Raw genomic sequence first — 19,411 nt, forward strand, 5'->3', positions numbered from 1 at the left:
TCGCGCCGCGCGAAGCGCGCGGCCGCCGAGGGCAGGCGAAAGACCTAGCGCGACGGATTCATGCGGAAGTACGCATCGAGCAGCGAGGTCTTGTAGACGACACCGGTGAGCTTCGGATGCGCGGTGCTTTCGATCACCGGCAAGCGCTCGCCCTGAAACGCCATGAAGTGCTGCAACGCGACGCCGAGCGACATGTCCGGCGTCAGCACGTCGAAATGCGGCTGCAGATAATCGGCGGCGGTTTTGCTCGACGTGTCGCGCTCTTCGAGCAGATCGGAGGTGATGTCCTTGAGCGCAACCACGCCGAGAAACGCGCCCGAGTCGTTCGCGACATAGAGGTACTTGACCGGATATTCGAGGAACACGCGCGTCATGTCGTGCACGGTCGCGTTCGGCGGCACGACGGTCTGCGCGGGGCGGATCAGCTCGCGCATCTGGGTGGCGCGCAGCCGCGAGCGCTCCTGCTCCTCGCGATTGCGGTGCAACGTGATCTCGTACATCGAGGTCTTGCCGATCGCGCGCGCGACGAAATACGCGACCACGCACGACAGCATCAGCGGCAGCACGACCTGATAGCTCAAGGTCATCTCGAAGATCATCAGGATCGCCATCAGCGGCGCCTGGGTCGCCCCCGCGAGGAACGCGCCCATGCCGACCATCGCATACGCGTAAGCGGCCGAGGTCGCATGCGGCCACAACGCGTGCATGGCCTGGCCGAACAGCGAGCCGACCGCCGCGCCGACGAACAGCGTCGGCGTGAAGACCCCGCCCACCGCACCGGAGCCGGCCGTCGCCGCGGTCGCCGCGAGCTTGCAGACGAGCACCAGCACGAGCGCGGACCACGTCCACGGCGAATGCAGGATCGAGTTCACGACGCTGTAGCCGTTGCCCCACACCTCGGGCTCAAAGACCGAAATGACGCCGACCACGAGACCGCCGAGCGCGAGCCGCAGCGGCAGTGGCACGGACAGCCTGCGAAAGGCCGCCTTCGATGCATCGAGCAGCCGCAGGAATTGCGGCGCGGCGGCGCCGCACAAGGCGCCGAGCGCGACGAACAGCAGTACTTCGAGGCCGGTCACGGCCGGAAACTCGGGCATCTCGTAGGGCGGCTTGTAGCCGGCGAACTCGCGCATCGTGATGTTCGCGACGACCGCTGCGACCAGCACCGGCCCGAAGCTTTCCATCGCGATCGAACCGAGGACGATCTCCGTGACGAAAAATGCGCCGGCGATCGGCGCGCTGTAAGCGGACGTGATACCGGCCGCCGCCCCGCACGCGACCAAGAGGCGCAGCCGTGGCGGATCGAAATGGACCCAGCGGCCGATCAGCGACGAGGCGAGCGCCGCGAGCTGCACCATCGGACCTTCACGGCCGATCGAGCCGCCGCTCGCGATCGTAAACAGCGACGACACGCTGCGCCATAGGCTCAGGCGCACCGGCACGACGCCGTCGCCGATCGCGACCGCTTCCATGTAATCGGTGTGCGTGTTCGGGTCGGCGTGACGCCGCGCGATCAGCAGAAACACGCCGGCGACGAGACCACCCGCGGCCGGCAGCCAGATGCGCATGGTCCACGGCAGGCTGCGCGCCAGTTCGACGAAACTGCCGGAGCGGCCGGTCATCGCCAGTTGCAGCAGTTCGATGCAGCGGCGAAACACGACGGTGGCGAACGCACCGGCAATGCCGACCACGACCGACCAGACCAGCATCGTGTGCGCTTCGGAGAGACGGAACAGGCGTTGGGCGCGGGTGCGCAGCTTCAGCAGGAATGAAAGCACGTCGACGGTACGGGGCGTGAAGGAAGGTTGAAAAAACCGCCGCTCAACAGCCGCGCGCCCGCCTCGAATGGCGGGCGCGCGGCGGCGGGCGGACAGGGCAGGGCGGCGCGCTTCAAGTCGCCGCCTCGTCGAGCTCAGGGTAGTGCCGGAAGATGCAACTTTCGTTATGACCGATGCGCCGGTCCGAGTCCAGATACGCGGCGATGTTCGGCCTCGCGATCACGCTGTCGTGCAGCGCGGCGAGCCGCGGATAGTGCTCGCCGAAGCGCTTCAGCGCGCGCGGGAATGCGTACAGCAGACCGTCGATCAACTGGAACATCGACAGATCGACGTAGGTCAGTGTGTCGCCGACCATGAAGCGCTCGCCCGCCGGATTCTGCGCGAGCACGCGCTCGAAGTACGACATGAACTTCGGAATCCGCTCGCCGATGAAATCGTGCGCGCGCACCTTCGCCGCGTCTTTCTGATCCTCGTAGTAGAGGCCGCTCGCGAGCGGATGGTGGGTGTCGTGCGCTTCGGTGACGACGTCGGCGATCGTCAGTTGCAGGCCGTTCGCGACATAGCGCAGGCTGTCCACCTTCGGCGCGAGATTCAGTCGCGGGCCGAGATAGAACAGGATGTTGGCGGTCTGCGAGATCACCAGGTCACCGTCTTTCAGAAACGGTGGCGCGAACGGCGGATACGGCTCGTCGGGGCTTTGCATCACCGCCATCATCGCTTGTGTGCCCTGGCCCTTCGCGCGTTTGCCGCGCGCGACCTCGACATAGTCGACGCCGGCTTCCTCCAGCGCGAGCCGCACGAATTCGCCGCGGCCTTGCAGGCCATCCCAGTAGTACAGTTCCAGGCTCATCGATCGATCCTCATTCCGGTCGCCCGGGCGCGCCGCCGGATGGCGTTTTCGCCGCTGCCATCGGAGCTCGCGCGCGGGCGGGTTGCGGGAGCAAAGTTCGCAGCAACGAGTATGCCGTGTGATCGGCCCGGATGGTGCGCCAGAAAGCGCAAAACCCCGCGCGCGGCGGGGTGTGCGACAAGGCGGGGGAGCCGGCGGCTCAGTGGAACAGGTGCTGGACGAGCCATGTGATGCCGAGGCCACCGGCGAACAGCCAGACGTACAGGATCAGGCCGGTGGAGAGCGCGCGCGGACCGGCTTCGCGAATCTGCGAGACGCGCGTTTCGATGCCGAGCGCCGTCATCGCCATCGTCAGCACGAAGGTATCGATCATGTTCAGCGTCGAGACGGTGCTTTCCGGCAGCACATGCAGCGAGTTGACGACGACACAGGCGAGAAAGCCGAGCGCGAACCAGGGGATCGCCAGCTTGCGCGGGGCGGCGCCGTCCGCGTTGCCGTCCTGGCTGCGGCGCGCCGCACGGTTCACCCACAGGCCGACCACCAGCAGCACCGGCACCAGCAGCATCACGCGGGTCATCTTGACGATCGTCGCGATGTGCGTCGCTTCCGGGCTCACGTTGCTCGCCGCGCCGACCACCTGCGCGACCTCGTGGATCGTGCCGCCGAAGAACAGACCCGCACCAAGCGTGTCGAGATGCAGCCAGCCGGCGTTGAACAGCACCGGGTACAGGAACATCGACAACGTCCCGAACAGCACCACGCTGCCGACCGCCATCGCGCTCTTGTGCGGCTTCGATTGCAGCGTCGATTCGAACGCGAGCACCGCGGCCGCGCCGCAGATCGCGCTGCCGGCTGCGGTCAGGAGCGCGGTGTCGCGATCGAGCTTCATGATTTTCATGCCGGCCCAGGTGCCGATCACGAGCGTGCTGACGACGATCAGCACCGACTCCGCGAGACCCGGCAGGCCGACCTGGGCGATCTCCTGCAGGCTCACGCGCAGACCGAAGAACGCGACCGCGATGCGCAGCAGCTTGCGCGCCGAGAAGTTGACGCCGGCCGCCCAGCTGGCCGGCATGCCGTCGCGCAGCGCGTTGCCATAGATCGCCCCGGCGACGATGCCGACGATCAGCGGACTCAGGCCGAGGCCGGCGATCGCCGGAATCGATGCGATGCGCGTGACGGCGGCGGCGAACAGCGCGACGAACAGCACGCCGTTGAGCTGGCCACGCGTGGACAACGCGGGAGAGGCGGCGGTGAGCGGGACGGTGGGTGTGGACATGATCGGGTGCCTGAATGTATGACTGACTGCAACGGGGCTAATCCTAAATTAGATATATCGATATGAAAAATCATGATTTAGAATGTAAAGTATCGGCTAAATGGATATTTAATCGAAATGACCCCGGACCAGCTTATAACTTTCGCCGCCGTCGCCGAACATCGCAACATCAGCCGGGCGGCGGTGGCGCTGCATCTGTCGCAGCCGGCGGTGTCCGGCCAGCTCAGGCAGTTGCAGGACGAGTTCGGCGAGCCGTTGTATCAGCGTGATGGCCGCGGCGTGCGGCTGACACCGGCCGGCGAGCAGCTCGCGAGCTATGCGGCGCGGCTGCGCGACACCTGGCGGCAGGCCCATGCCTATCGCGACGCGCTGCGCGGACTCGAGCAGGGCACCTTGCGGATCGGCGCGAGCACCACGCCGGCGAGCTATCTGCTGCCGTATCTGATCGCCGAATTCCATCGCCGCTATCCGGACGTGATCGTGCATACCGCCAACGGCAATACCACCGAGATCGTCGGCGCGCTCGGTTCGGTCGATATCGCGATGATCGAAGGTCCCGCGGGCGCCGATCTGCCGCCGGACACCGCCGTGCATGCCTGGCGCGAGGACGAGATCGTCGCGATCATGCCGCGCACGCATCCGCTCGCCGAGGCGGAACGCGAAGGGCGCATCGCGCTGGCCGCGTTCGGCGCGTATCCGCTGGTGCTGCGCGAGGAAGGCTCGGGCGTGCGGCAGACGGTCGAGCGCGAGTTCGCGCGCGCGGGCGTGCCGATGCGCGTGGCGCTCGAAATCGCGGGAGTCGAAGGGGTGAAGGAGGCCGTGCGGGCCGGCATGGGCGTCGGCTTCGTGTCGGCGATGTCGATGCGGCACGAGAACGGCGCGCTGCGCATGCTATCGCTGAGCCCGCAGCCGCTGACGCGGCGCCTGTCGATTCTGGTGCCGCATGCGAGTGCGCCGTCGCGGGTGGTCGAGCAGTTTCTGGCGATGTGTATCGCAGGCGAGGGCGCTTGACTCGCTTAGGCAGCCCGTAGCCTGCGCGAATCCGGATGCACACCGCGCACGGGTCTGGCAGGCGTGTCCCGCGTCATGCTCGCCGCATGCCTGGCGCGCCTGGGGATTTCCTCTATGGTGCTAGATGGCTGTCCCGCGCACTATTCGCACATCGCAGCGCCTCGGCGCTTTTTTTCGAAGCATGTTTGGAACCGGTTCCAAACGCGGGTTTCACGACAGAATTGGGTGAATTCAACATGGCTGATGCAATCGAGATCGTGATCGTCGCCAGCGCGTTCGGTGTGAACGCGGTGCGCGCCGACGGCCATCTGAAATGGGCCCAGCGCGCGAGGCGCGCCGGCGCGGCGGGTTTCGAGGTGCGCCGCGAGCTGTTCGCGAGCGATGCCGAGGCCCATCCGGAACGGCTGCGTGCGCTCGGCGCGGCTTTGGCCGATCTCGGCTTGTGGTCGGTGTTTTCGACACCGGCATCGCTGTACGCGGCTGACGGCCAGCTCGACACCGATGCCCTGCGTCTCGCGCTCGACGAAGCAGCCGCGCTCGGCGCGCGCTTCGTCAAGCTGCAACTCGGCGGCTTCGCTGGGAAGGCTGAGGGCGCGGCAATCGCCGCGCAGGTCGCGAGCAGGGCAGACACCACGGGCACCACGGACACCACGGGCAACGCGTCTGCCCGACTCGTCGTCGAAAACGGGCAATTGGCGCAGGGCGGTGCGCCCGCGCAGTTCATCGGCCTGTTCGACGCACTCGCGCGCGAAGGCCATGCGGGCGTGCTCGGCATGACCTTCGATACCGGCAACTGGGCGTGGCTCGACGTCGCGCCGCTGGAGATCGCCGCGCAGCTTGCGCCGCACGTCGAATACATCCATTGCAAGACCACGACGGGCGAGGGCGCGCGTCGCTTCGCCGTGGCGCCGGCCGACGATGACGCGGCATTCCGCGCGCTCCTCGAGCGCCTGCCGCGCGACGTGCCGCGAGGCATCGAGTTTCCGTTCGACGCGAGCCGCATCGACGCGGATGCCGCGCGTTATGTGAGCTGGCTTGCGCGGGTGTAGACGCCCGACGAAGCATCACGAAGCGGCAGCACCGAACGCAGCCCACGCCACCCGATTCACCCGGATCAGAAGCACCACCAGGAGCCCAGCATGACCCACCCATACCCCGCACTCGACGTGATCACCTACGGCGAAGCGATGGCGATGTTCGTCGCCGCCGAAACCGGCCCGCTCGCGGGCGTCGGGCAGTTCACGAAGCGCATCGCCGGCGCGGACCTGAACGTCGCGATCGGCCTGTCACGACTCGGCTTCAGGGTGGGCTGGATGAGCCGCGTCGGCGACGATTCGTTCGGCCAGTACGTGCGCGACACGCTGACCAGAGAGGGCATCGACCAGCGCTGTGTGAGCACGGATGCGCGCTATCCAACCGGCTTCCAGCTGAAGTCGAAGAACGACGACGGCAGCGACCCGGCCGTCGAATATTTCCGCAAGGGCTCGGCGGCGAGCCATCTGTCGCGCGACGACTACGTCGCCGATTACGTGCTGAGCGCGCGCCATCTGCATCTGACCGGCGTCGCGCCGGCGATCTCGGCGAGTTCGCGCGAACTGGCGTTCCACCTGGCCCGCGAAATGCGTGCAGCTGGCAAGACCATCTCGTTCGACCCGAACCTGCGTCCGACACTATGGCCGTCGCGCGCGGCGATGGTCGAAGGCTTGAACGCGCTCGCCGCGCTGGCCGACTGGGTGCTGCCCGGCATCGGCGAGGGCGAGATTCTGGCCGGCTACACGCAGCCGGACGACATCGCGAAGTTCTATCTGGAGCGCGGCGCGCGTGGCGTGATCGTCAAGCTCGGCGCACAGGGCGCGTATTACCGTACCGCCACCGACGCCGCGACGATCGTCGGCCGCCCGGTCGAGAACGTCGTCGATACGGTCGGCGCGGGCGATGGCTTCGCGGTCGGCGTGATCAGCGCGCTGCTCGAAGGCCGCACGCTGGCGCAAGCGGTCGCGCGCGGCAACCGGATCGGCGCGCTCGCGATCCAGGTGATCGGCGATTCGGAAGGTTTGCCGAGCCGCGCCGAACTCGACGCGCTCGAACTCGCCGACGTGCCGGGCATCGCCAGCGCGGCCTGAGGCGGACCGGCCTCAGGATCGGCCCAACTCGGCCACCAGCATCGACTAAAGCAAGAGCGCCGGCAGCGCGCCCAAACTTTTTCATCATTGATTCGGGACGACGCCGTCCAAGGAGACTTCCATGACCTCATCGCTTGCGATTCGCCGCTGGTGGACGATCATGCCGATCGTGTTCATCACCTACAGCCTCGCCTATCTGGATCGCGCGAATTTCGGCTTCGCGGCCGCGGCCGGCATCAACCAGGATCTCGGCATCAGCAAAGGGCTCGCGTCGTTGATCGGCGCGCTGTTCTTCCTCGGCTATTTCTTCTTCCAGATTCCCGGTGCGATCTACGCCGAGCGCCGCAGCGTGAAGAAGCTCGTGTTCTGGAGCCTCGTTCTGTGGGGCGGCTGCGCGGCGTTGACCGGGATGGTCAGCAACATCCCGTCGCTGATGGTGATCCGCTTCGTGCTCGGCGTCGTCGAAGCCGCGGTGATGCCGGCGATGCTGATCTTCATCAGCAACTGGTTCACCAAAAGCGAGCGCTCGCGCGCCAACACGTTCCTGATTCTCGGCAATCCGGTCACGGTGCTGTGGATGTCGGTCGTGTCGGGCTATCTCGTGCATTCGTTCGGCTGGCGGCAGATGTTCATCGCCGAGGGTGTGCCCGCGATCATCTGGGCGGTCTGCTGGTGGTTCCTCGTGAAGGACAAGCCCGAGCAGGTGTCGTGGCTGACGCAGCAGGAAAAGGACACGCTCGCGCAGACCCTGCGCGCCGAGCAGGCTGCGATCAAGCCGGTGCGCAACTACAGCGAGGCGTTTCGCACGCCCGCGGTGATCAAGCTGTGCGCGCAGTATTTCTGCTGGAGCATCGGCGTGTACGGCTTCGTGCTGTGGCTGCCGTCGATCCTGAAGAACGGCTCGACGCTCAGCATGGTCGACACCGGCTGGCTGTCGGCGCTGCCTTACCTGGCCGCAACGATCGCGATGCTTGCAGCTTCGTGGGCATCGGATAAACTCAACCGCCGCAAGGTGTTCGTGTGGCCGTTCCTGCTGATCGGCGCGATGGCGTTCGCGGCATCGTACGCGCTCGGCTCCACGCATTTCTGGGGCTCGTATGCGTTGCTCGTGATCGCGGGCGCCGCGATGTACGCGCCATACGGGCCGTTCTTCGCGATCGTGCCGGAGCTGCTGCCGAAGAACGTCGCGGGCGGCGCGATGGCGCTGATCAACAGCATGGGCGCGCTCGGTTCGTTCGTCGGCTCGTACGTGGTCGGCTATCTGAACGGCGCGACCGGATCGCCGGCGGCATCGTATGCATTCATGAGCGTGGCGCTCGTCGCCGCGGTGATCCTGACGCTCGCCGTCAAGCCGGCCACCGCCGAACAACGCGGCCCCGCTCGTTCCACCGTCGCAAGGAAAATTAGCTGATGAAGAAGATCGTCGCCTGGAAATCGCTGCCCGAGGATGTGCTTGGCTTTCTGCAACAGCATGTGCAGGTCGTGCAGGTCGATCCATCGCAGCATGATGCGTTCGTCGCCGCGCTGCGCGATGCCGACGGCGGCATCGGCGCGAGCGTGACGATCACGCCGGCGATGCTCGAAGGCGCGAGCCGGCTGAAGGCGCTGTCGACTATCTCGGTCGGCTACGACCAGTTCGACGTCGACGACCTCACGCGCCGCGGCATCGTGCTCGCGCACACGCCGGACGTGCTGACCGAATCGACCGCCGATACCGTGTTCTCGCTGATCCTCGCGTCGGCGCGGCGCGTCGTCGAGCTGGCCGACTGGGTCAAGGCGGGGCAGTGGCGCGCCAGCATCGGGCCCGCGCAGTTCGGGCTCGACGTGCAGGGCAAGACGATCGGCATCGTCGGGCTGGGGCGGATCGGTGGCGCGGTCGCGCGCCGCGCGGCACTCGGCTTCAACATGAAGGTGCTGTACACGAACCGCAGCGCGAACCCCAAGGCCGAACAGGCGTATGGCGCGCGGCGCGTCGAGCTGGCTGACTTGCTCGCGCAGTCCGATTTCGTTTGTCTGCAGGTGCCGCTCACGCAAGCAACGCGGCATCTGATCGGCGCGGCCGAATTGCGCGCGATGAAGAAGAGCGCGATCCTGATCAACGCCTCACGCGGCGCGACCGTCGACGAAGCGGCGCTGATCGAAGCGTTGCGCAACGGCACGATTCACGCCGCGGGCCTCGACGTGTTCGACACCGAACCGTTGCCGGCCGACTCGCCATTGCTCTCGATGCCCAACGTGGTCGCGCTGCCGCATATCGGCTCGGCGACGCACGAGACCCGTCACGCGATGGCGCTCAACGCGGCGGAGAACCTGGTCGCCGCGCTCGATGGCACCTTGACGATGAACATCGTCAACCGTGAAGTGCTGGCGCAGTGAGTCGCACGGCAGCGCGTGGCCTGCCGCCCTCGGACCGACACGAGCGATGAGCGAATGAACACGACCCCGCCTGGCATGCCACCCGGCGCGTCGCCCCCGGCGACGCGTCGCGCCACGATCACCGATGTCGCGCGCGAAGCCGGCACCGGCAAGACCAGCATCTCGCGCTATCTGAACGGCGAGATCAGCGCGCTGTCGCCCGAGCTGCGCGCGCGCATCGAGGCCGCCATCGCGCGGCTCGACTATCAGCCGAATCAGATGGCGCGGGGCCTGAAGCGCGGCCGCAACCGCCTGATCGGCATGCTGGTCGCCGACCTCACCAATCCTTACTCCGTCGAAGTGCTGCAAGGCGTCGAGGCCGCGTGCCACGCGCTCGGCCTGATGCCGCTGATCTGCCATGCGGCGAACGAAGTCGAGATGGAGCGGCGCTATCTGCAACTGCTGACCACGTATCGCGTGGAAGGCGTGATCGTCAATGCGCTCGGCGTGCGCGAGGAGACCTTGCGGCCGGTCGGCGAGGGCGGGATTCCGGCGGTGCTGGTCGACCGGCGCGTGGAGGGGCTGGTCGCCGACATGGTCGGTCTCGACAATGGCGCCGCCGCCGGACTTGGCACTCAGCATCTGCTCGAACAAGGCTTCGAGCATATCTGGTTCGTCGTGCAGCCGTTCGCGCAGGTCAGCTCGCGGCAACAGCGCGTCGAAGCGTTCGATCGCGCGATGCGCGACGCTGGCCGCGCGCGCGGTCATACGCTGGTGCTCGATCTTGCCGATGAGGCGGCGTGCGAGCGCGGCCTCGCGGAGCTGGATCGTGCGATCGACGCATGGTGCGCAGACGGTATCGAACCCGCCGCCGCATCCCCACGCGTCGCGCTGTTCGCGGCCAACGCGCCGGTCGCGTTGCGGCTCGCGCTGCATCTGAACGCGCGTTACGGCGCGCACTGGCAGAGCCGCGTCGCGCTGCTTGCCATCGACGATCCGGATTGGGCCGAACTGGCCGGCATCACGACGATCCGTCAGCCGACCTACGACATCGGTTATCGCGCGGTCGAATTTCTGCACGAGCGCATCGAGGGCGCGCAAACGGGCGCGCGCGACTGCCTGCTGCCGGGCGAACTGATCGTGCGTGCGTCGACGGCGCGCTGATTCCCGGTCAATCTGCGATCATTCGGGGCTGCGGCGCGCAGCAGTTGCGCGCCGACGATTGCAAGCACCCCAGCAAGGATACTCATGGTCGTGTCACCGCTTACCCTCGCGAGCCTCGCGCTCGCCACACTCGTCGTCGCCGCGTTACCGTTTCTGATCTACCGTCAGTTGCGCCGATCGCTCGCGCTGAGGCCGCGCGACGCGATCGCCGGCGTCGCGGTGTTCGCGCTGTTCGCGATGGTGATCGAGCGTGCGCTGAACGACTATCTGCTACGCGGCAACGAGACGACGGCGGCGTTTCTTTCGCATCCGCTCGCGTTCGTCGTCTACGGTGCGCTGGCCGCGGGCGTTTGCGAGGAAGTGGGGCGGTTCGTCGGCATGCGGCTGCTCGTGAAGCGCGCGGCCGCGCGTCCGGCGACGCGCCCCAAGGCGAACCTCGACGCGAACGCCGGTGCGGATGCCAGCGCGAGCACAACCGCTGGCACGATTGCCAACCCGCGCACCGCCGCCTTGCGCAGCGACGATGGTGCCGCGCTCAGTTACGGCCTCGGCCACGGCGGCGCGGAAGCGTGGATGGTCGGCGTGCTCGTGCAGTGCCAGTGGTTCGTGTTCGCGATTCTCGAAAACCGCGGCCGGCTCGGCGGTTATCTCGGCAACCTGCCGGCCGACGCGGTGATGCGCGTGCATCTGATTCTTGCGAGCCTGAGCCCGCAACTGGCCGGCATCTTCGCGCTCGAACGGATCGCTGCACTGGTATTCCAGATCGGCTTGTCGGTGCTGATGTGGCGCGGCGTGCGGGCTGGCTCGCGTGGCATCCTGGCGCTCGCGATCGTGGTGCACGCGCTGATCGACGTACCCGCGGCGATGACGCAGGCGGGGCTGCTGCCGCTCATGGCGGTCGATGCACTCTATGCGGTGGCGGCGGTGGGCGTCGCGGGACTGCTGATACGGACTTACCGGCGACCGGTCACGGCGTGAGCGGATGAACGGCTGACCGGCCGGTGAAAGGCGCCTCGCTATCCGCGCAGCGTTTCTCTAAAATGCGCCTACGCTTGTTCCGCATCTCTAATTTCCGGCAGCCTTCATGGAAGCTTACCAATACGACTGTGCGCATCCGGAGTTCGACGAACTCGCGCGCGTCATCAGCGATCTGTTTCCCGAGCAGACGCAGTTCGTCGAGCGTGCGGCCGACGACGGCACGCCCACGCTGACGATCCACTGGGTAGCGATGCGCTTCGGTTCGACCGCGCGCCGTATCGTGATGACGGTCGCGATCGCCCCGGCGGCGCTCGCGCGTTATCGCGCGATGCCGGCGCGGCTGCGCGGCCGCAGCTTTGCGGTTTTGCGCGCGTACGTCGAAGCCAGTCTGGGCTCGCTCGAAGAGATGTACGCGAACGGCGAGGCGGTGCCGCGCGAAGTCACGGTGGATCTCGGTGACGAGTTCGCGTGACGCGCGGCTGGAGGGGATTCAGGCGCGGCTTCAATCCGCGAGACGATAGACCTTCGCGAAGCGCGCGGCCTGCACGACGCCATAGTCGCCGGGCGCGTACTGCATGACCCAGTCGCCGGCCGCGCCGTGCAGCACGTCGCCGCCGCTTGCCGAGCGGGCGAGCGAGAAGGCTTCGTCCATCCGGCGCGCCAGCACGACCGCCGGGCGGTTGCGATAGGCGCCGGGTTCGCCGTGCGCGAGCGTGGCGTCGGCGGGGAGGTACTTCGCGTCGAAGCGCTCGCGCGACACGACCCAGCGGTCGCCCGTCGAGCCGGTGATCAGCGCATCGCCTTGCACATAGCGGTTCGGGCCTTCGAGGCTCATCAACTGGCCTTCGGCGGCGGCGAATTCGACGCTTACCGTTTCGTCCTTGACGACGCGTCGAGCGTGCGGATCGTCACGCAGATCGATGTTTCTGAGTTCGGTCATGAAGCGGATGGGAGGTTAGGGGAGGCGTTGGCGCGAGGCTTGTCGCGATGCGCCGAGCGTGTGGAGTCGCTCGCGCGCAGCGCCGGCGCAGCCGCCGCGCACCCGAATCATGCCAGATGCATGGGGGTGGCGGGGCGATTTGAGAGCTTGGGGCGTGTCGTCCGCAACGCGACGATCGCGCTGCGGACGCCCGCTGTCGTTACGGCTTCGCGGTCGCGTCGCTGGCGGCTTCGGCCGCCGGCTTGCCGGCCTTGCCCTTGCCATGATGATCGCGATGGCGACCACCCTCGGGGCCGCCCCGGTGGAACGTCGCGTCGGCGAGCTTCTTCTGCTCAGGCGACAGGCTGCCATACAGCGGCTCGAACGCATCGACGAGCTTCTTCATGCCGTCCGCATGCGCCTGCGCAATCGTTGCGTACTGTTTCATGTCGTCGAGTGCGCTCACGTTGGTTTCTGCCTTGCGCTGCTCGAACAGCTGGCCCATCGTTTCGCCGTTGCTGCGCATGACGTCGGCGAACGCCTTCCATTGCGTTTCCTGCGCCGGCGTGATCTTCAGTTGCGTGTGCAGATAGGTGATGCGGTCTTCGACGTTGCGTTCGTGACCGGCCTTGGCCGCGGAGGCCGAGGCGGTGGTGTCCGGGGCCGCGGCCGGCGCGGCGGTTTGGGCGAATGCGCCGCCCATCGAAACGGCCGTAGCCAGCATAACCAGTGCTTTTTTCATCGAAACTCCTGATGTCTGTTCGTATTGAGACGCGGCGCGCGGCGGGTGATGACGTCGCGCGCCAGCGGCGAATAGCGGCGCGCGGTCAGCCGCCGCCGCAATCGCCCGTCGCCGCTATTAGTAACACGATATTCCTACAATACGGTTCCTGTGCGACAAACGCTTACAACCGAAACGAAAGGGAAACGGCTCGCGCCCGAGCGGCGTGTGCGCCGACACAGTGTGCCGCGCGTTTGTGACGGCGCGCCGCGACACAGCGCCGTTGCAGACGCAGACGCGCGATAATCCGCGACATTCCAGACCAACTTCCTTCCCCTTCGATGAGACCTCCGCGCCTCGACCAGCTCGACGACCTCGACCGCAACCTCGTTGCATTGCTGCAAGCCAACGCGCGCGAGAGCGTCGCGAATCTCGCGCGGCAACTCGGCGTGGCGCGCACCACCGTGATCGCGCGCATCGCGCGGCTCGAGCGCAGCAACGTGATCGCCGGCTACAGCGTACGGCTTGGCCAGGACGTGCTCGATTCGAGCATCGTCGCGTATGTCGGCATCATCATCGCGCCGAAGCACGGGCCGGCGGTGCAGAAGCGCCTCGGCAAGATGCCCGAGGTGCAGCTGCTCTGCGCGGTGAGCGGCGAGTTCGACTATGTGGCGTGGCTGCGCGCCGATTCGCCCGAGCGGCTCAACGATCTGCTCGATCAGATCGGCGGGCTCGAAGGCGTCGAGCGGACCACGACGTCGATCATTCTTGCACGCAAGATCGATCGCGGCACGGTGTGAGTCCGCGCACTTTGCGAGTCCCTCGTTAACGCCTTTTTTACGACTTTTCGACGAATCGTTTGATCGGTTCGTCGGAACGTCGAACCTGATGGTCATACCGCAGCATTTTGCGCGTATGAACTGTTTTTGCTTCTTCCTACACTGTCGTTCAAGGGTTCGGCCCGCAGGCGCCGCGCGCAACACGCGGCGCACTTCCCAAGCTCAGAGACAGCACATGGATAACAAGGAGAAGCAGATGAAAGTAGCTATCGTTGGCGCAGGTCTGATCGGTCACACCATTGCCCATATGCTGCGCGAGACGGGCGACTATGAAGTCGTCGCGTTCGACCGCGATCAGCATGCGCTCGACAAGCTCGCCGCCCAGGGCATTCCGACCCGCCGCATCGATTCCGCCGACGCCGCCGTGCTGCGCGCCGCGATCCAGGGTTTCGACGTGCTGATCAACGCACTGCCGTACTACCTCGCGGTCAACGTCGCATCGGCCGCGAAGGGCGCGGGCGTCCATTACTTCGACCTGACCGAGGACGTGCGCGCGACGCACGCGATCCGCGCGATCGCCGAAGATGCCGATCACGCGTTCATGCCGCAGTGCGGTCTTGCGCCGGGTTTCATCGGCATTGCCGCGCACGAGCTCGCCAATCGCTTCACGGAAATCCGCGACGTGAAAATGCGCGTCGGCGCGCTGCCCGAGTTTCCGACCAATGCGCTGAAGTACAACCTGACGTGGAGCGTCGACGGTCTGATCAACGAGTACTGTCAGCCGTGCGAGGCGATCCGCGACAGCCGCACGCAGTGGGTGCAGCCGCTCGAAGGCCTCGAGCATTTCTCGCTCGACGGCACCGAGTACGAAGCGTTCAATACGTCCGGCGGTCTGGGCACACTGTGCGAAACGCTGTCGGGCCGCGTCGAATCGCTCGACTACAAGTCGGTGCGCTATCCCGGTCATCGCAACCTGATGCAGTTCCTGCTGGAGGACCTGCGTCTGTCGAGCGACCGCGATACGCTGAAGACGATCATGCGCCGCTCGGTGCCGGCGACCGCGCAGGACGTCGTGCTGGTGTTCATCACGGTGAGCGGCATGCGCGACGGTCAGCTCGTGCAGGAGGTGTTCACCCGCAAGATCTTCGCGAAGACAGTCTGCGGTGTGCCGATGAGCGCGATCCAGATCACGACCGCCGGCGCGATGTGCGCGGTGCTCGATCTGTTCCGCGAGCGCAAGCTGCCGCAAAAAGGCTTCGTGCGGCAGGAGCAGGTGTCGCTCGGCGATTTCCTCTCGAACCGCTTCGGCAAGCTGTACGAAGGCCAGTCGCTGGAGGCGGTGGCGACGGTTTGAGGCTGCCGCGATCCGCTGATCGCTAGCCGCCCATGACAATCCCCGTACGGTCGGTGACGTACGGGGATTTTCGTTTTTTCAGCCCATCGCCGGGCGAGCATCGTTGTCGGACGAGTAGGGGAGTGGGCTGTTTCACCGAGCCACGATCCGCGCAACGAGCGCTTCGTGGTCCGCCGAGGTCGGCGCGGTATTGTCGAATATCAGCAGACCCGCGCGGCTCGCGCCGCTCGGCTCGAAGCGGCGGCGCCGATAGTCGTCCCAGTGCGCGAGCTTGTACGCATCGTTCGGATTCGCGCGCGCGATGATCCGCTGGCGCGCCACGTCCTCCGACGTCTGCACCCACACGACGCGCAACGTCACCTCTGGCGCGACGCCGAGCCACGCATGATCGAACAGGCGCCGCTCGCGCACCTCGCGCGAGAGCGGACCGACGACCAGCGTGCTCACGCCCAGTTCGAGATTGTCGCGCGCGGTATCGATGAGACCGCGATACTCCGGGTCGCGCAGATGCTGGAGGAACAGGGGGCTGTCGCGATCGTTCGGATCGCCACTCAGCATCGCGATCGCGGCCGCGCTGTAGCTGCCGTAAAGCGTGTCCTTGTCGAGCAGGCAGAAGGGGGTGCCGCTCGCGCTCATCAGCGGGCCGAGCAGGTTTTTCGCCAGCGTCGTCTTGCCCGTGCCCGCGTGACCGCAAAAGAAAACCAGCAAACTCACGCAGGCTTGTCCTCACGCGGTGCGGCGGCATCGGGCTGTGGGTCGCGCGCGAACTTGCCGTTGGTCTCGAGCCACATCACGTTGATGATGCCGAAGCCAAGCGCCACGCCCACGCCGAGAATCCAGGTGAAGTACCACATCGCAGTCTCCTTGATCGAGCGTCCGGCGACGCGGATCGACAGGCATGCCGGCAAAAAACGGCGGCCAGCCGGCAGCGCGGCCGCCTTTGCGACGATCATGAAGAAGAACGCCGCGCCATGCAAGAGGCGCGGCGCCCGAGCCCGTGATCCCAGGCTGGGGTAATGACCGCGCGTTGCTATGATGCGGAACAGTCGGAAAGCCGGGCCACGATCAGGAAAATTCAAGAACACGGGAGAACCAGCATGCCGATGCGCCTGTCTTGCCGCGGCCGAGCCGCACGGATTGTCGGTTCCGCGCGTGGCGCCTCGCTGGCCGCATGCGTCGCGCTCGTGGTGCTGGCGGTGCTGGCGGTGCTGGCGGTGCTGGCGGTGCTGGCGGTGGCCGGCTGCGCGTCGACGCCGGCCGAGCCGGTGCCGTTCAAGCCGGTGCCCGCCGAGCGCATCGTCAGACAGGGCTATACGCAACCGGGTCCCGGTCTCGTCGCCGTCGACGTGCGGCGCGAGCGTTCGCGCGACGTGATCGTGCGCTTCCGCAATGCGCTCGTCTATATCGACGGCGAGCGGGTGACCGACCTGATGAACGGCGAGCACGTGGTCTTCTATCTGCCGCCCGGCACGCATCGGATCGGCGTGTCGACGCAGTTCGACCCCGTCATCGAGCTGAACTTCCTGGTGACCGCCGATCCGCGCTACACCAACCGCGCCTCGGTCACGTTCAACGACGATCACCGTATCGGCATTCACCGGGTCGCGCAGTAGCATGCCGTCGATCATTAACAATTGGATACGCGCGGCTTACGCATCGCGCCTTAACATTGCGGCTGATGCACGCGGTCCGCAAGCGTGCCTGCCCGTTCACGCAGACCGGCCACCCGTCTTACGCACTGCTTACGCGAGACAGCGGCGCGGTCTGCTTTCGTCTGCAAGGTAATTCGAACATGCTGATCAATTGCGCCGCCTATCAGGACGGCCGGAAACTCGCTGACATCGATATCGACAGCATCAGCGACTACGTCGCGCGACCCGAATGCTTCGTCTGGGTCGCGTTGAAAGACCCGGACCCCGACGAACTCGCGGCGATGAAAGACGAATTCAATCTGCACGAGCTCGCGATCGAAGACGCGCAACTAGGCCATCAGCGCCCGAAAATCGAGGAGTACGGCGAGTCGCTGTTTACCGTGATGCACACGGTCGAGTTGGACGACGACGGCGGATTCGTGATCGGCGAAGTCGACGTGTTCGTTGGCAGCAACTATGTGCTGTCGGTGCGCCGCGGCACGCGCGTCGGTTTTCAGCGGGTGCGGGCGCGCTGCGAGCATGAGCCGCATCTGCTGAAGGAGGGCTCGGCGTTCGTGCTGTACGCGTTGCTCGACGATGTGGTCGACCGCTATTTTCCGGTCATCGAGGCGATGAGCGCCGAGCTCGAAAAGCTCGAGGACCGCATCTTCGAAAAGAGCGATTCGGCCGCCTCGCGCGCGATCATCGAGGATCTGTACTCGATGAAGCGCCGCCTCGTGCTGCTGCAGCACCATATCGGGCCGCTGCAGGAAGCGATCGGCAAACTGACGGGCGGGCGCATTCCGAGCATCTGCTCGGGCATGCAGGCGTACTTCCGCGATGTCTACGACCACCTCGACCGGATCGTCAGGACCATCGAGGGGCGCCGCGAAATCGTCGTCACGGCGGTGCAGGTGAACCTCGGCATGATCTCGCTCGCCGAGAGCGAAATCACCAAGCGGCTCGGCTCGTTCGCGGCGCTTTTCGCGGTGCCGACGATGATCGCCGGCATCTACGGGATGAACTTCGAGCGCATCCCCGAGCTGCATTTCAAGTTCGGCTATCCGGTCGTTCTGATCGTGATGCTCGCCATCGACTTCGTGCTGTACCGGCGCTTTCGCAAGGCCGGCTGGCTGTAGCGGGCGCACCTTTCAAATTCCTCGCGGTTTCGCTTGCGGCGCGCGCGATCCCAGGCCAGCATAAGCAGCCTGTGCGTCGCATCGCGTCACATCGCGTGCGGCGCCCAGGCGCTATCGACTGCACGGACCGAGCGAGGGAACCTTGCCGCACGCTGCCCGGATCGACCGAACGCATTGCGGCGCCGCGCAAGCCGCGCGGCGGTGCATTGCAGCACCGCGATTCGTTGACATTCCGAAAGGCTTGCGCCGAGAATAGCCCTCGCAAACGTTTGCGCATCACAAAAAATACGGCTCGGCCGCGAGCCTGATAACCTGGAGATACGCATGAGCCATCGAACCCGCCGTCGCATTCTTGCCGCCGCAGTTCTCGCCACCGCCTCCGCCGTCCTGCCTTTTTCCGCCGCCTACGCGCAGAACGCGCCGGCTCATAAGCCCAAGGTCGCGCTCGTGATGAAGTCGCTCGCCAACGAGTTCTTCCTGACCATGGAGACCGGCGCGAAGGACTACCAGAAGCACAACCCCGGCAAGTTCGACCTGATCACGAACGGCATCAAGGACGAAACCGACACCGCCAACCAGATCCGCATCGTCGAGCAGATGATCGTCTCGAAGGTCGACGCGATCGTGCTCGCGCCGGCCGATTCGAAGGCGCTCGTGCCGGTCGTCAAGAAGGCGGTGGACGCGGGCATCATCGTCGTCAATATCGACAACCGGCTCGATCAGGACGTGCTGAAGTCGAAAGACCTCAACGTGCCGTTCGTCGGCCCCGACAACCGCAAGGGCGCGCGCATGGTCGGCGACTACCTCGCGAAGCAGCTGAAGTCGGGCGACGAAGTCGGCATCCTCGAAGGCGTGTCGACCACCACCAACGCGCAGCAGCGCACCGCCGGCTTCAAGGACGCGATGCAGACGGTCGGCGCGAAGGTCGTGTCGGTGCAGTCGGGCGAGTGGGAAATCGACAAGGGCAACGCGGTCGCCTCGGCCATGCTCAACGAGTATCCGAATCTGAAGGCGCTGCTCGCCGGCAACGACAACATGGCGATCGGCGCCGTGTCGGCGGTGCGCGCGGCCGGCAAGCAGGGCAAGGTGCTGGTGGTCGGCTACGACAACATCAACGCGATCCATCCGATGCTGAAGGACGGCCGTGTGCTGGCCACCGCCGACCAGTACGCGGCGAAGCAGGCTGTATTCGGCATCGATACCGCGTTGAAGGCGCTGAGCGAAGGCAAGAAGCAGTCGCAGCTGTCGGGCGTCGTCGAAACACCGGTCGATCTGGTGACGAAGGACACCCTGAAGTAAGCGCGCGGCGCCCGGCGGGAAGCAGTCGCCG

20 protein-coding genes are annotated in these 19,411 nt (G+C 66.2%); 13 read left to right on the forward strand and 7 right to left on the reverse strand.

The window, feature by feature from the left end; all coding sequences use genetic code 11:
- Positions 1 to 44: 44 nt before the first annotated feature.
- The 3 genes from CI15_RS19120 to CI15_RS19130 all read right to left on the reverse strand — a co-directional run bounded on the left by CI15_RS19120 (position 45) and on the right by CI15_RS19130 (position 3,907).
- Complete coding sequence (locus CI15_RS19120) at positions 45 to 1,778, reverse strand: ClcB-like voltage-gated chloride channel protein (RefSeq protein WP_062129840.1); 1,734 nt, start codon at positions 1,776 to 1,778, stop codon at positions 45 to 47.
- Between the two features lie 112 nt (positions 1,779 to 1,890).
- A complete protein-coding gene (locus CI15_RS19125; RefSeq protein ID WP_062129841.1) occupies positions 1,891 to 2,628 on the reverse strand; it encodes a glutathione S-transferase in 738 nt (245 codons plus the stop codon).
- A 199-nt stretch (positions 2,629 to 2,827) separates the two neighbouring features.
- Positions 2,828 to 3,907: a YeiH family protein gene (locus tag CI15_RS19130; protein ID WP_062129842.1), complete on the reverse strand. Its 1,080-nt coding sequence runs from the start codon at positions 3,905 to 3,907 to the stop codon at positions 2,828 to 2,830.
- Between the two features lie 117 nt (positions 3,908 to 4,024).
- On the opposite strand from CI15_RS19130, the gene CI15_RS19135 reads away from it, so the two are divergent.
- From CI15_RS19135 to CI15_RS19170, 8 genes are all read left to right on the forward strand, one after another.
- A complete protein-coding gene (locus CI15_RS19135; RefSeq protein ID WP_062129843.1) occupies positions 4,025 to 4,918 on the forward strand; it encodes a LysR family transcriptional regulator in 894 nt (297 codons plus the stop codon).
- A 236-nt stretch (positions 4,919 to 5,154) separates the two neighbouring features.
- Positions 5,155 to 5,967 carry a TIM barrel protein gene (locus CI15_RS19140; RefSeq protein WP_062129844.1) on the forward strand — a complete coding sequence of 271 codons (813 nt, stop codon included), beginning with the start codon at positions 5,155 to 5,157 and terminating at the stop codon, positions 5,965 to 5,967.
- A 90-nt stretch (positions 5,968 to 6,057) separates the two neighbouring features.
- Positions 6,058 to 7,041 carry a sugar kinase gene (locus CI15_RS19145; protein WP_062129845.1) on the forward strand — a complete coding sequence of 328 codons (984 nt, stop codon included), beginning with the start codon at positions 6,058 to 6,060 and terminating at the stop codon, positions 7,039 to 7,041.
- Between the two features lie 121 nt (positions 7,042 to 7,162).
- The gene (locus tag CI15_RS19150; RefSeq protein WP_062129846.1) at positions 7,163 to 8,452 is read left to right on the forward strand and encodes an MFS transporter; all 1,290 of its coding nucleotides are present in this window, start codon (positions 7,163 to 7,165) and stop codon (positions 8,450 to 8,452) included.
- Positions 8,452 to 9,417: a 2-hydroxyacid dehydrogenase gene (locus CI15_RS19155; RefSeq protein ID WP_062129847.1), complete on the forward strand. Its 966-nt coding sequence runs from the start codon at positions 8,452 to 8,454 to the stop codon at positions 9,415 to 9,417. The genes CI15_RS19150 and CI15_RS19155 overlap by 1 nt, the downstream gene beginning before the upstream one ends.
- 54 nt (positions 9,418 to 9,471) lie before the next feature.
- Entirely contained in the window at positions 9,472 to 10,560 is a 1,089-nt protein-coding gene (locus CI15_RS19160) for a LacI family DNA-binding transcriptional regulator (RefSeq protein ID WP_062129848.1), read from the forward strand.
- A gap of 84 nt (positions 10,561 to 10,644) precedes the next feature.
- Positions 10,645 to 11,538 (forward strand): YhfC family intramembrane metalloprotease, encoded by an 894-nt coding sequence (locus tag CI15_RS19165; protein WP_062129849.1) that lies wholly within the window; start codon positions 10,645 to 10,647, stop codon positions 11,536 to 11,538.
- Positions 11,539 to 11,644: 106 nt separating this feature from the next.
- The gene (locus CI15_RS19170) at positions 11,645 to 12,010 is read left to right on the forward strand and encodes a DUF3022 domain-containing protein (protein WP_062129850.1); all 366 of its coding nucleotides are present in this window, start codon (positions 11,645 to 11,647) and stop codon (positions 12,008 to 12,010) included.
- Between the two features lie 30 nt (positions 12,011 to 12,040).
- Here CI15_RS19170 and CI15_RS19175 read toward each other — a convergent pair whose 3' ends face one another.
- Positions 12,041 to 12,478: a PGDYG domain-containing protein gene (locus CI15_RS19175; protein ID WP_062129851.1), complete on the reverse strand. Its 438-nt coding sequence runs from the start codon at positions 12,476 to 12,478 to the stop codon at positions 12,041 to 12,043.
- A gap of 199 nt (positions 12,479 to 12,677) precedes the next feature.
- Positions 12,678 to 13,199 (reverse strand): Spy/CpxP family protein refolding chaperone, encoded by a 522-nt coding sequence (locus tag CI15_RS19180; protein WP_062129852.1) that lies wholly within the window; start codon positions 13,197 to 13,199, stop codon positions 12,678 to 12,680.
- Between the two features lie 320 nt (positions 13,200 to 13,519).
- Between CI15_RS19180 and CI15_RS19185 the strand changes: the two genes are divergently transcribed.
- Together CI15_RS19185 and CI15_RS19190 are read left to right on the forward strand one after the other, a co-directional pair.
- The gene (locus tag CI15_RS19185; protein WP_008922942.1) at positions 13,520 to 13,978 is read left to right on the forward strand and encodes an Lrp/AsnC family transcriptional regulator; all 459 of its coding nucleotides are present in this window, start codon (positions 13,520 to 13,522) and stop codon (positions 13,976 to 13,978) included.
- 235 nt (positions 13,979 to 14,213) lie between these two features.
- Entirely contained in the window at positions 14,214 to 15,311 is a 1,098-nt protein-coding gene (locus CI15_RS19190; protein WP_062129853.1) for a saccharopine dehydrogenase family protein, read from the forward strand.
- A 132-nt stretch (positions 15,312 to 15,443) separates the two neighbouring features.
- Here CI15_RS19190 and CI15_RS19195 read toward each other — a convergent pair whose 3' ends face one another.
- Together CI15_RS19195 and cydX are read right to left on the reverse strand one after the other, a co-directional pair.
- The gene (locus CI15_RS19195; RefSeq protein WP_062129854.1) at positions 15,444 to 16,025 is read right to left on the reverse strand and encodes a P-loop nucleotide/nucleoside kinase family protein; all 582 of its coding nucleotides are present in this window, start codon (positions 16,023 to 16,025) and stop codon (positions 15,444 to 15,446) included.
- Positions 16,022 to 16,165, reverse strand: a complete 144-nt coding sequence (gene cydX, locus CI15_RS35040; protein WP_063910547.1) for a cytochrome bd-I oxidase subunit CydX — start codon at positions 16,163 to 16,165, stop codon at positions 16,022 to 16,024. Before cydX ends, CI15_RS19195 begins: the two co-directional genes overlap by 4 nt.
- 243 nt (positions 16,166 to 16,408) lie before the next feature.
- Between cydX and CI15_RS19205 the strand changes: the two genes are divergently transcribed.
- The 3 genes from CI15_RS19205 (at position 16,409) to CI15_RS19215 (ending at position 19,380) form a co-directional block, all read left to right on the forward strand.
- Positions 16,409 to 16,924 (forward strand): hypothetical protein, encoded by a 516-nt coding sequence (locus CI15_RS19205; RefSeq protein ID WP_062129856.1) that lies wholly within the window; start codon positions 16,409 to 16,411, stop codon positions 16,922 to 16,924.
- Positions 16,925 to 17,103: 179 nt separating this feature from the next.
- Positions 17,104 to 18,081 (forward strand): magnesium/cobalt transporter CorA, encoded by a 978-nt coding sequence (corA, locus tag CI15_RS19210; protein ID WP_062129923.1) that lies wholly within the window; start codon positions 17,104 to 17,106, stop codon positions 18,079 to 18,081.
- Between the two features lie 324 nt (positions 18,082 to 18,405).
- The gene (locus tag CI15_RS19215; protein ID WP_062129857.1) at positions 18,406 to 19,380 is read left to right on the forward strand and encodes a sugar ABC transporter substrate-binding protein; all 975 of its coding nucleotides are present in this window, start codon (positions 18,406 to 18,408) and stop codon (positions 19,378 to 19,380) included.
- The last annotated feature ends 31 nt before the right edge of the window (positions 19,381 to 19,411 follow it).

It is taken from the genome of Paraburkholderia monticola, assembly GCF_001580545.1.
Lineage (GTDB): Bacteria > Pseudomonadota > Gammaproteobacteria > Burkholderiales > Burkholderiaceae > Paraburkholderia > Paraburkholderia monticola.

Excerpts from the sequence above, each read along its gene's own strand:
- CI15_RS19155 (WP_062129847.1), top strand. The coding sequence starts at position 8,452 with ATGAAGAAGATCGTCGCCTGGAAATCGCTGCCCGAGGATGTGCTTGGC.
- CI15_RS19135 (WP_062129843.1), top strand. The coding sequence starts at position 4,025 with ATGACCCCGGACCAGCTTATAACTTTCGCCGCCGTCGCCGAACATCGC.
- CI15_RS19180 (WP_062129852.1), bottom strand. The coding sequence starts at position 13,199 with ATGAAAAAAGCACTGGTTATGCTGGCTACGGCCGTTTCGATGGGCGGC.
- CI15_RS19150 (WP_062129846.1), top strand. The coding sequence starts at position 7,163 with ATGACCTCATCGCTTGCGATTCGCCGCTGGTGGACGATCATGCCGATC.
- CI15_RS19160 (WP_062129848.1), top strand. The coding sequence starts at position 9,472 with ATGAACACGACCCCGCCTGGCATGCCACCCGGCGCGTCGCCCCCGGCG.
- CI15_RS19125 (WP_062129841.1), bottom strand. The coding sequence starts at position 2,628 with ATGAGCCTGGAACTGTACTACTGGGATGGCCTGCAAGGCCGCGGCGAA.
- CI15_RS19175 (WP_062129851.1), bottom strand. The coding sequence starts at position 12,478 with ATGACCGAACTCAGAAACATCGATCTGCGTGACGATCCGCACGCTCGA.
- CI15_RS19215 (WP_062129857.1), top strand. The coding sequence starts at position 18,406 with ATGAGCCATCGAACCCGCCGTCGCATTCTTGCCGCCGCAGTTCTCGCC.
- CI15_RS19140 (WP_062129844.1), top strand. The coding sequence starts at position 5,155 with ATGGCTGATGCAATCGAGATCGTGATCGTCGCCAGCGCGTTCGGTGTG.
- cydX (WP_063910547.1), bottom strand. The coding sequence starts at position 16,165 with ATGTGGTACTTCACCTGGATTCTCGGCGTGGGCGTGGCGCTTGGCTTC.
- CI15_RS19205 (WP_062129856.1), top strand. The coding sequence starts at position 16,409 with ATGCCGATGCGCCTGTCTTGCCGCGGCCGAGCCGCACGGATTGTCGGT.
- CI15_RS19170 (WP_062129850.1), top strand. The coding sequence starts at position 11,645 with ATGGAAGCTTACCAATACGACTGTGCGCATCCGGAGTTCGACGAACTC.
- corA (WP_062129923.1), top strand. The coding sequence starts at position 17,104 with ATGCTGATCAATTGCGCCGCCTATCAGGACGGCCGGAAACTCGCTGAC.
- CI15_RS19190 (WP_062129853.1), top strand. The coding sequence starts at position 14,214 with ATGAAAGTAGCTATCGTTGGCGCAGGTCTGATCGGTCACACCATTGCC.
- CI15_RS19165 (WP_062129849.1), top strand. The coding sequence starts at position 10,645 with ATGGTCGTGTCACCGCTTACCCTCGCGAGCCTCGCGCTCGCCACACTC.
- CI15_RS19145 (WP_062129845.1), top strand. The coding sequence starts at position 6,058 with ATGACCCACCCATACCCCGCACTCGACGTGATCACCTACGGCGAAGCG.
- CI15_RS19185 (WP_008922942.1), top strand. The coding sequence starts at position 13,520 with ATGAGACCTCCGCGCCTCGACCAGCTCGACGACCTCGACCGCAACCTC.
- CI15_RS19130 (WP_062129842.1), bottom strand. The coding sequence starts at position 3,907 with ATGTCCACACCCACCGTCCCGCTCACCGCCGCCTCTCCCGCGTTGTCC.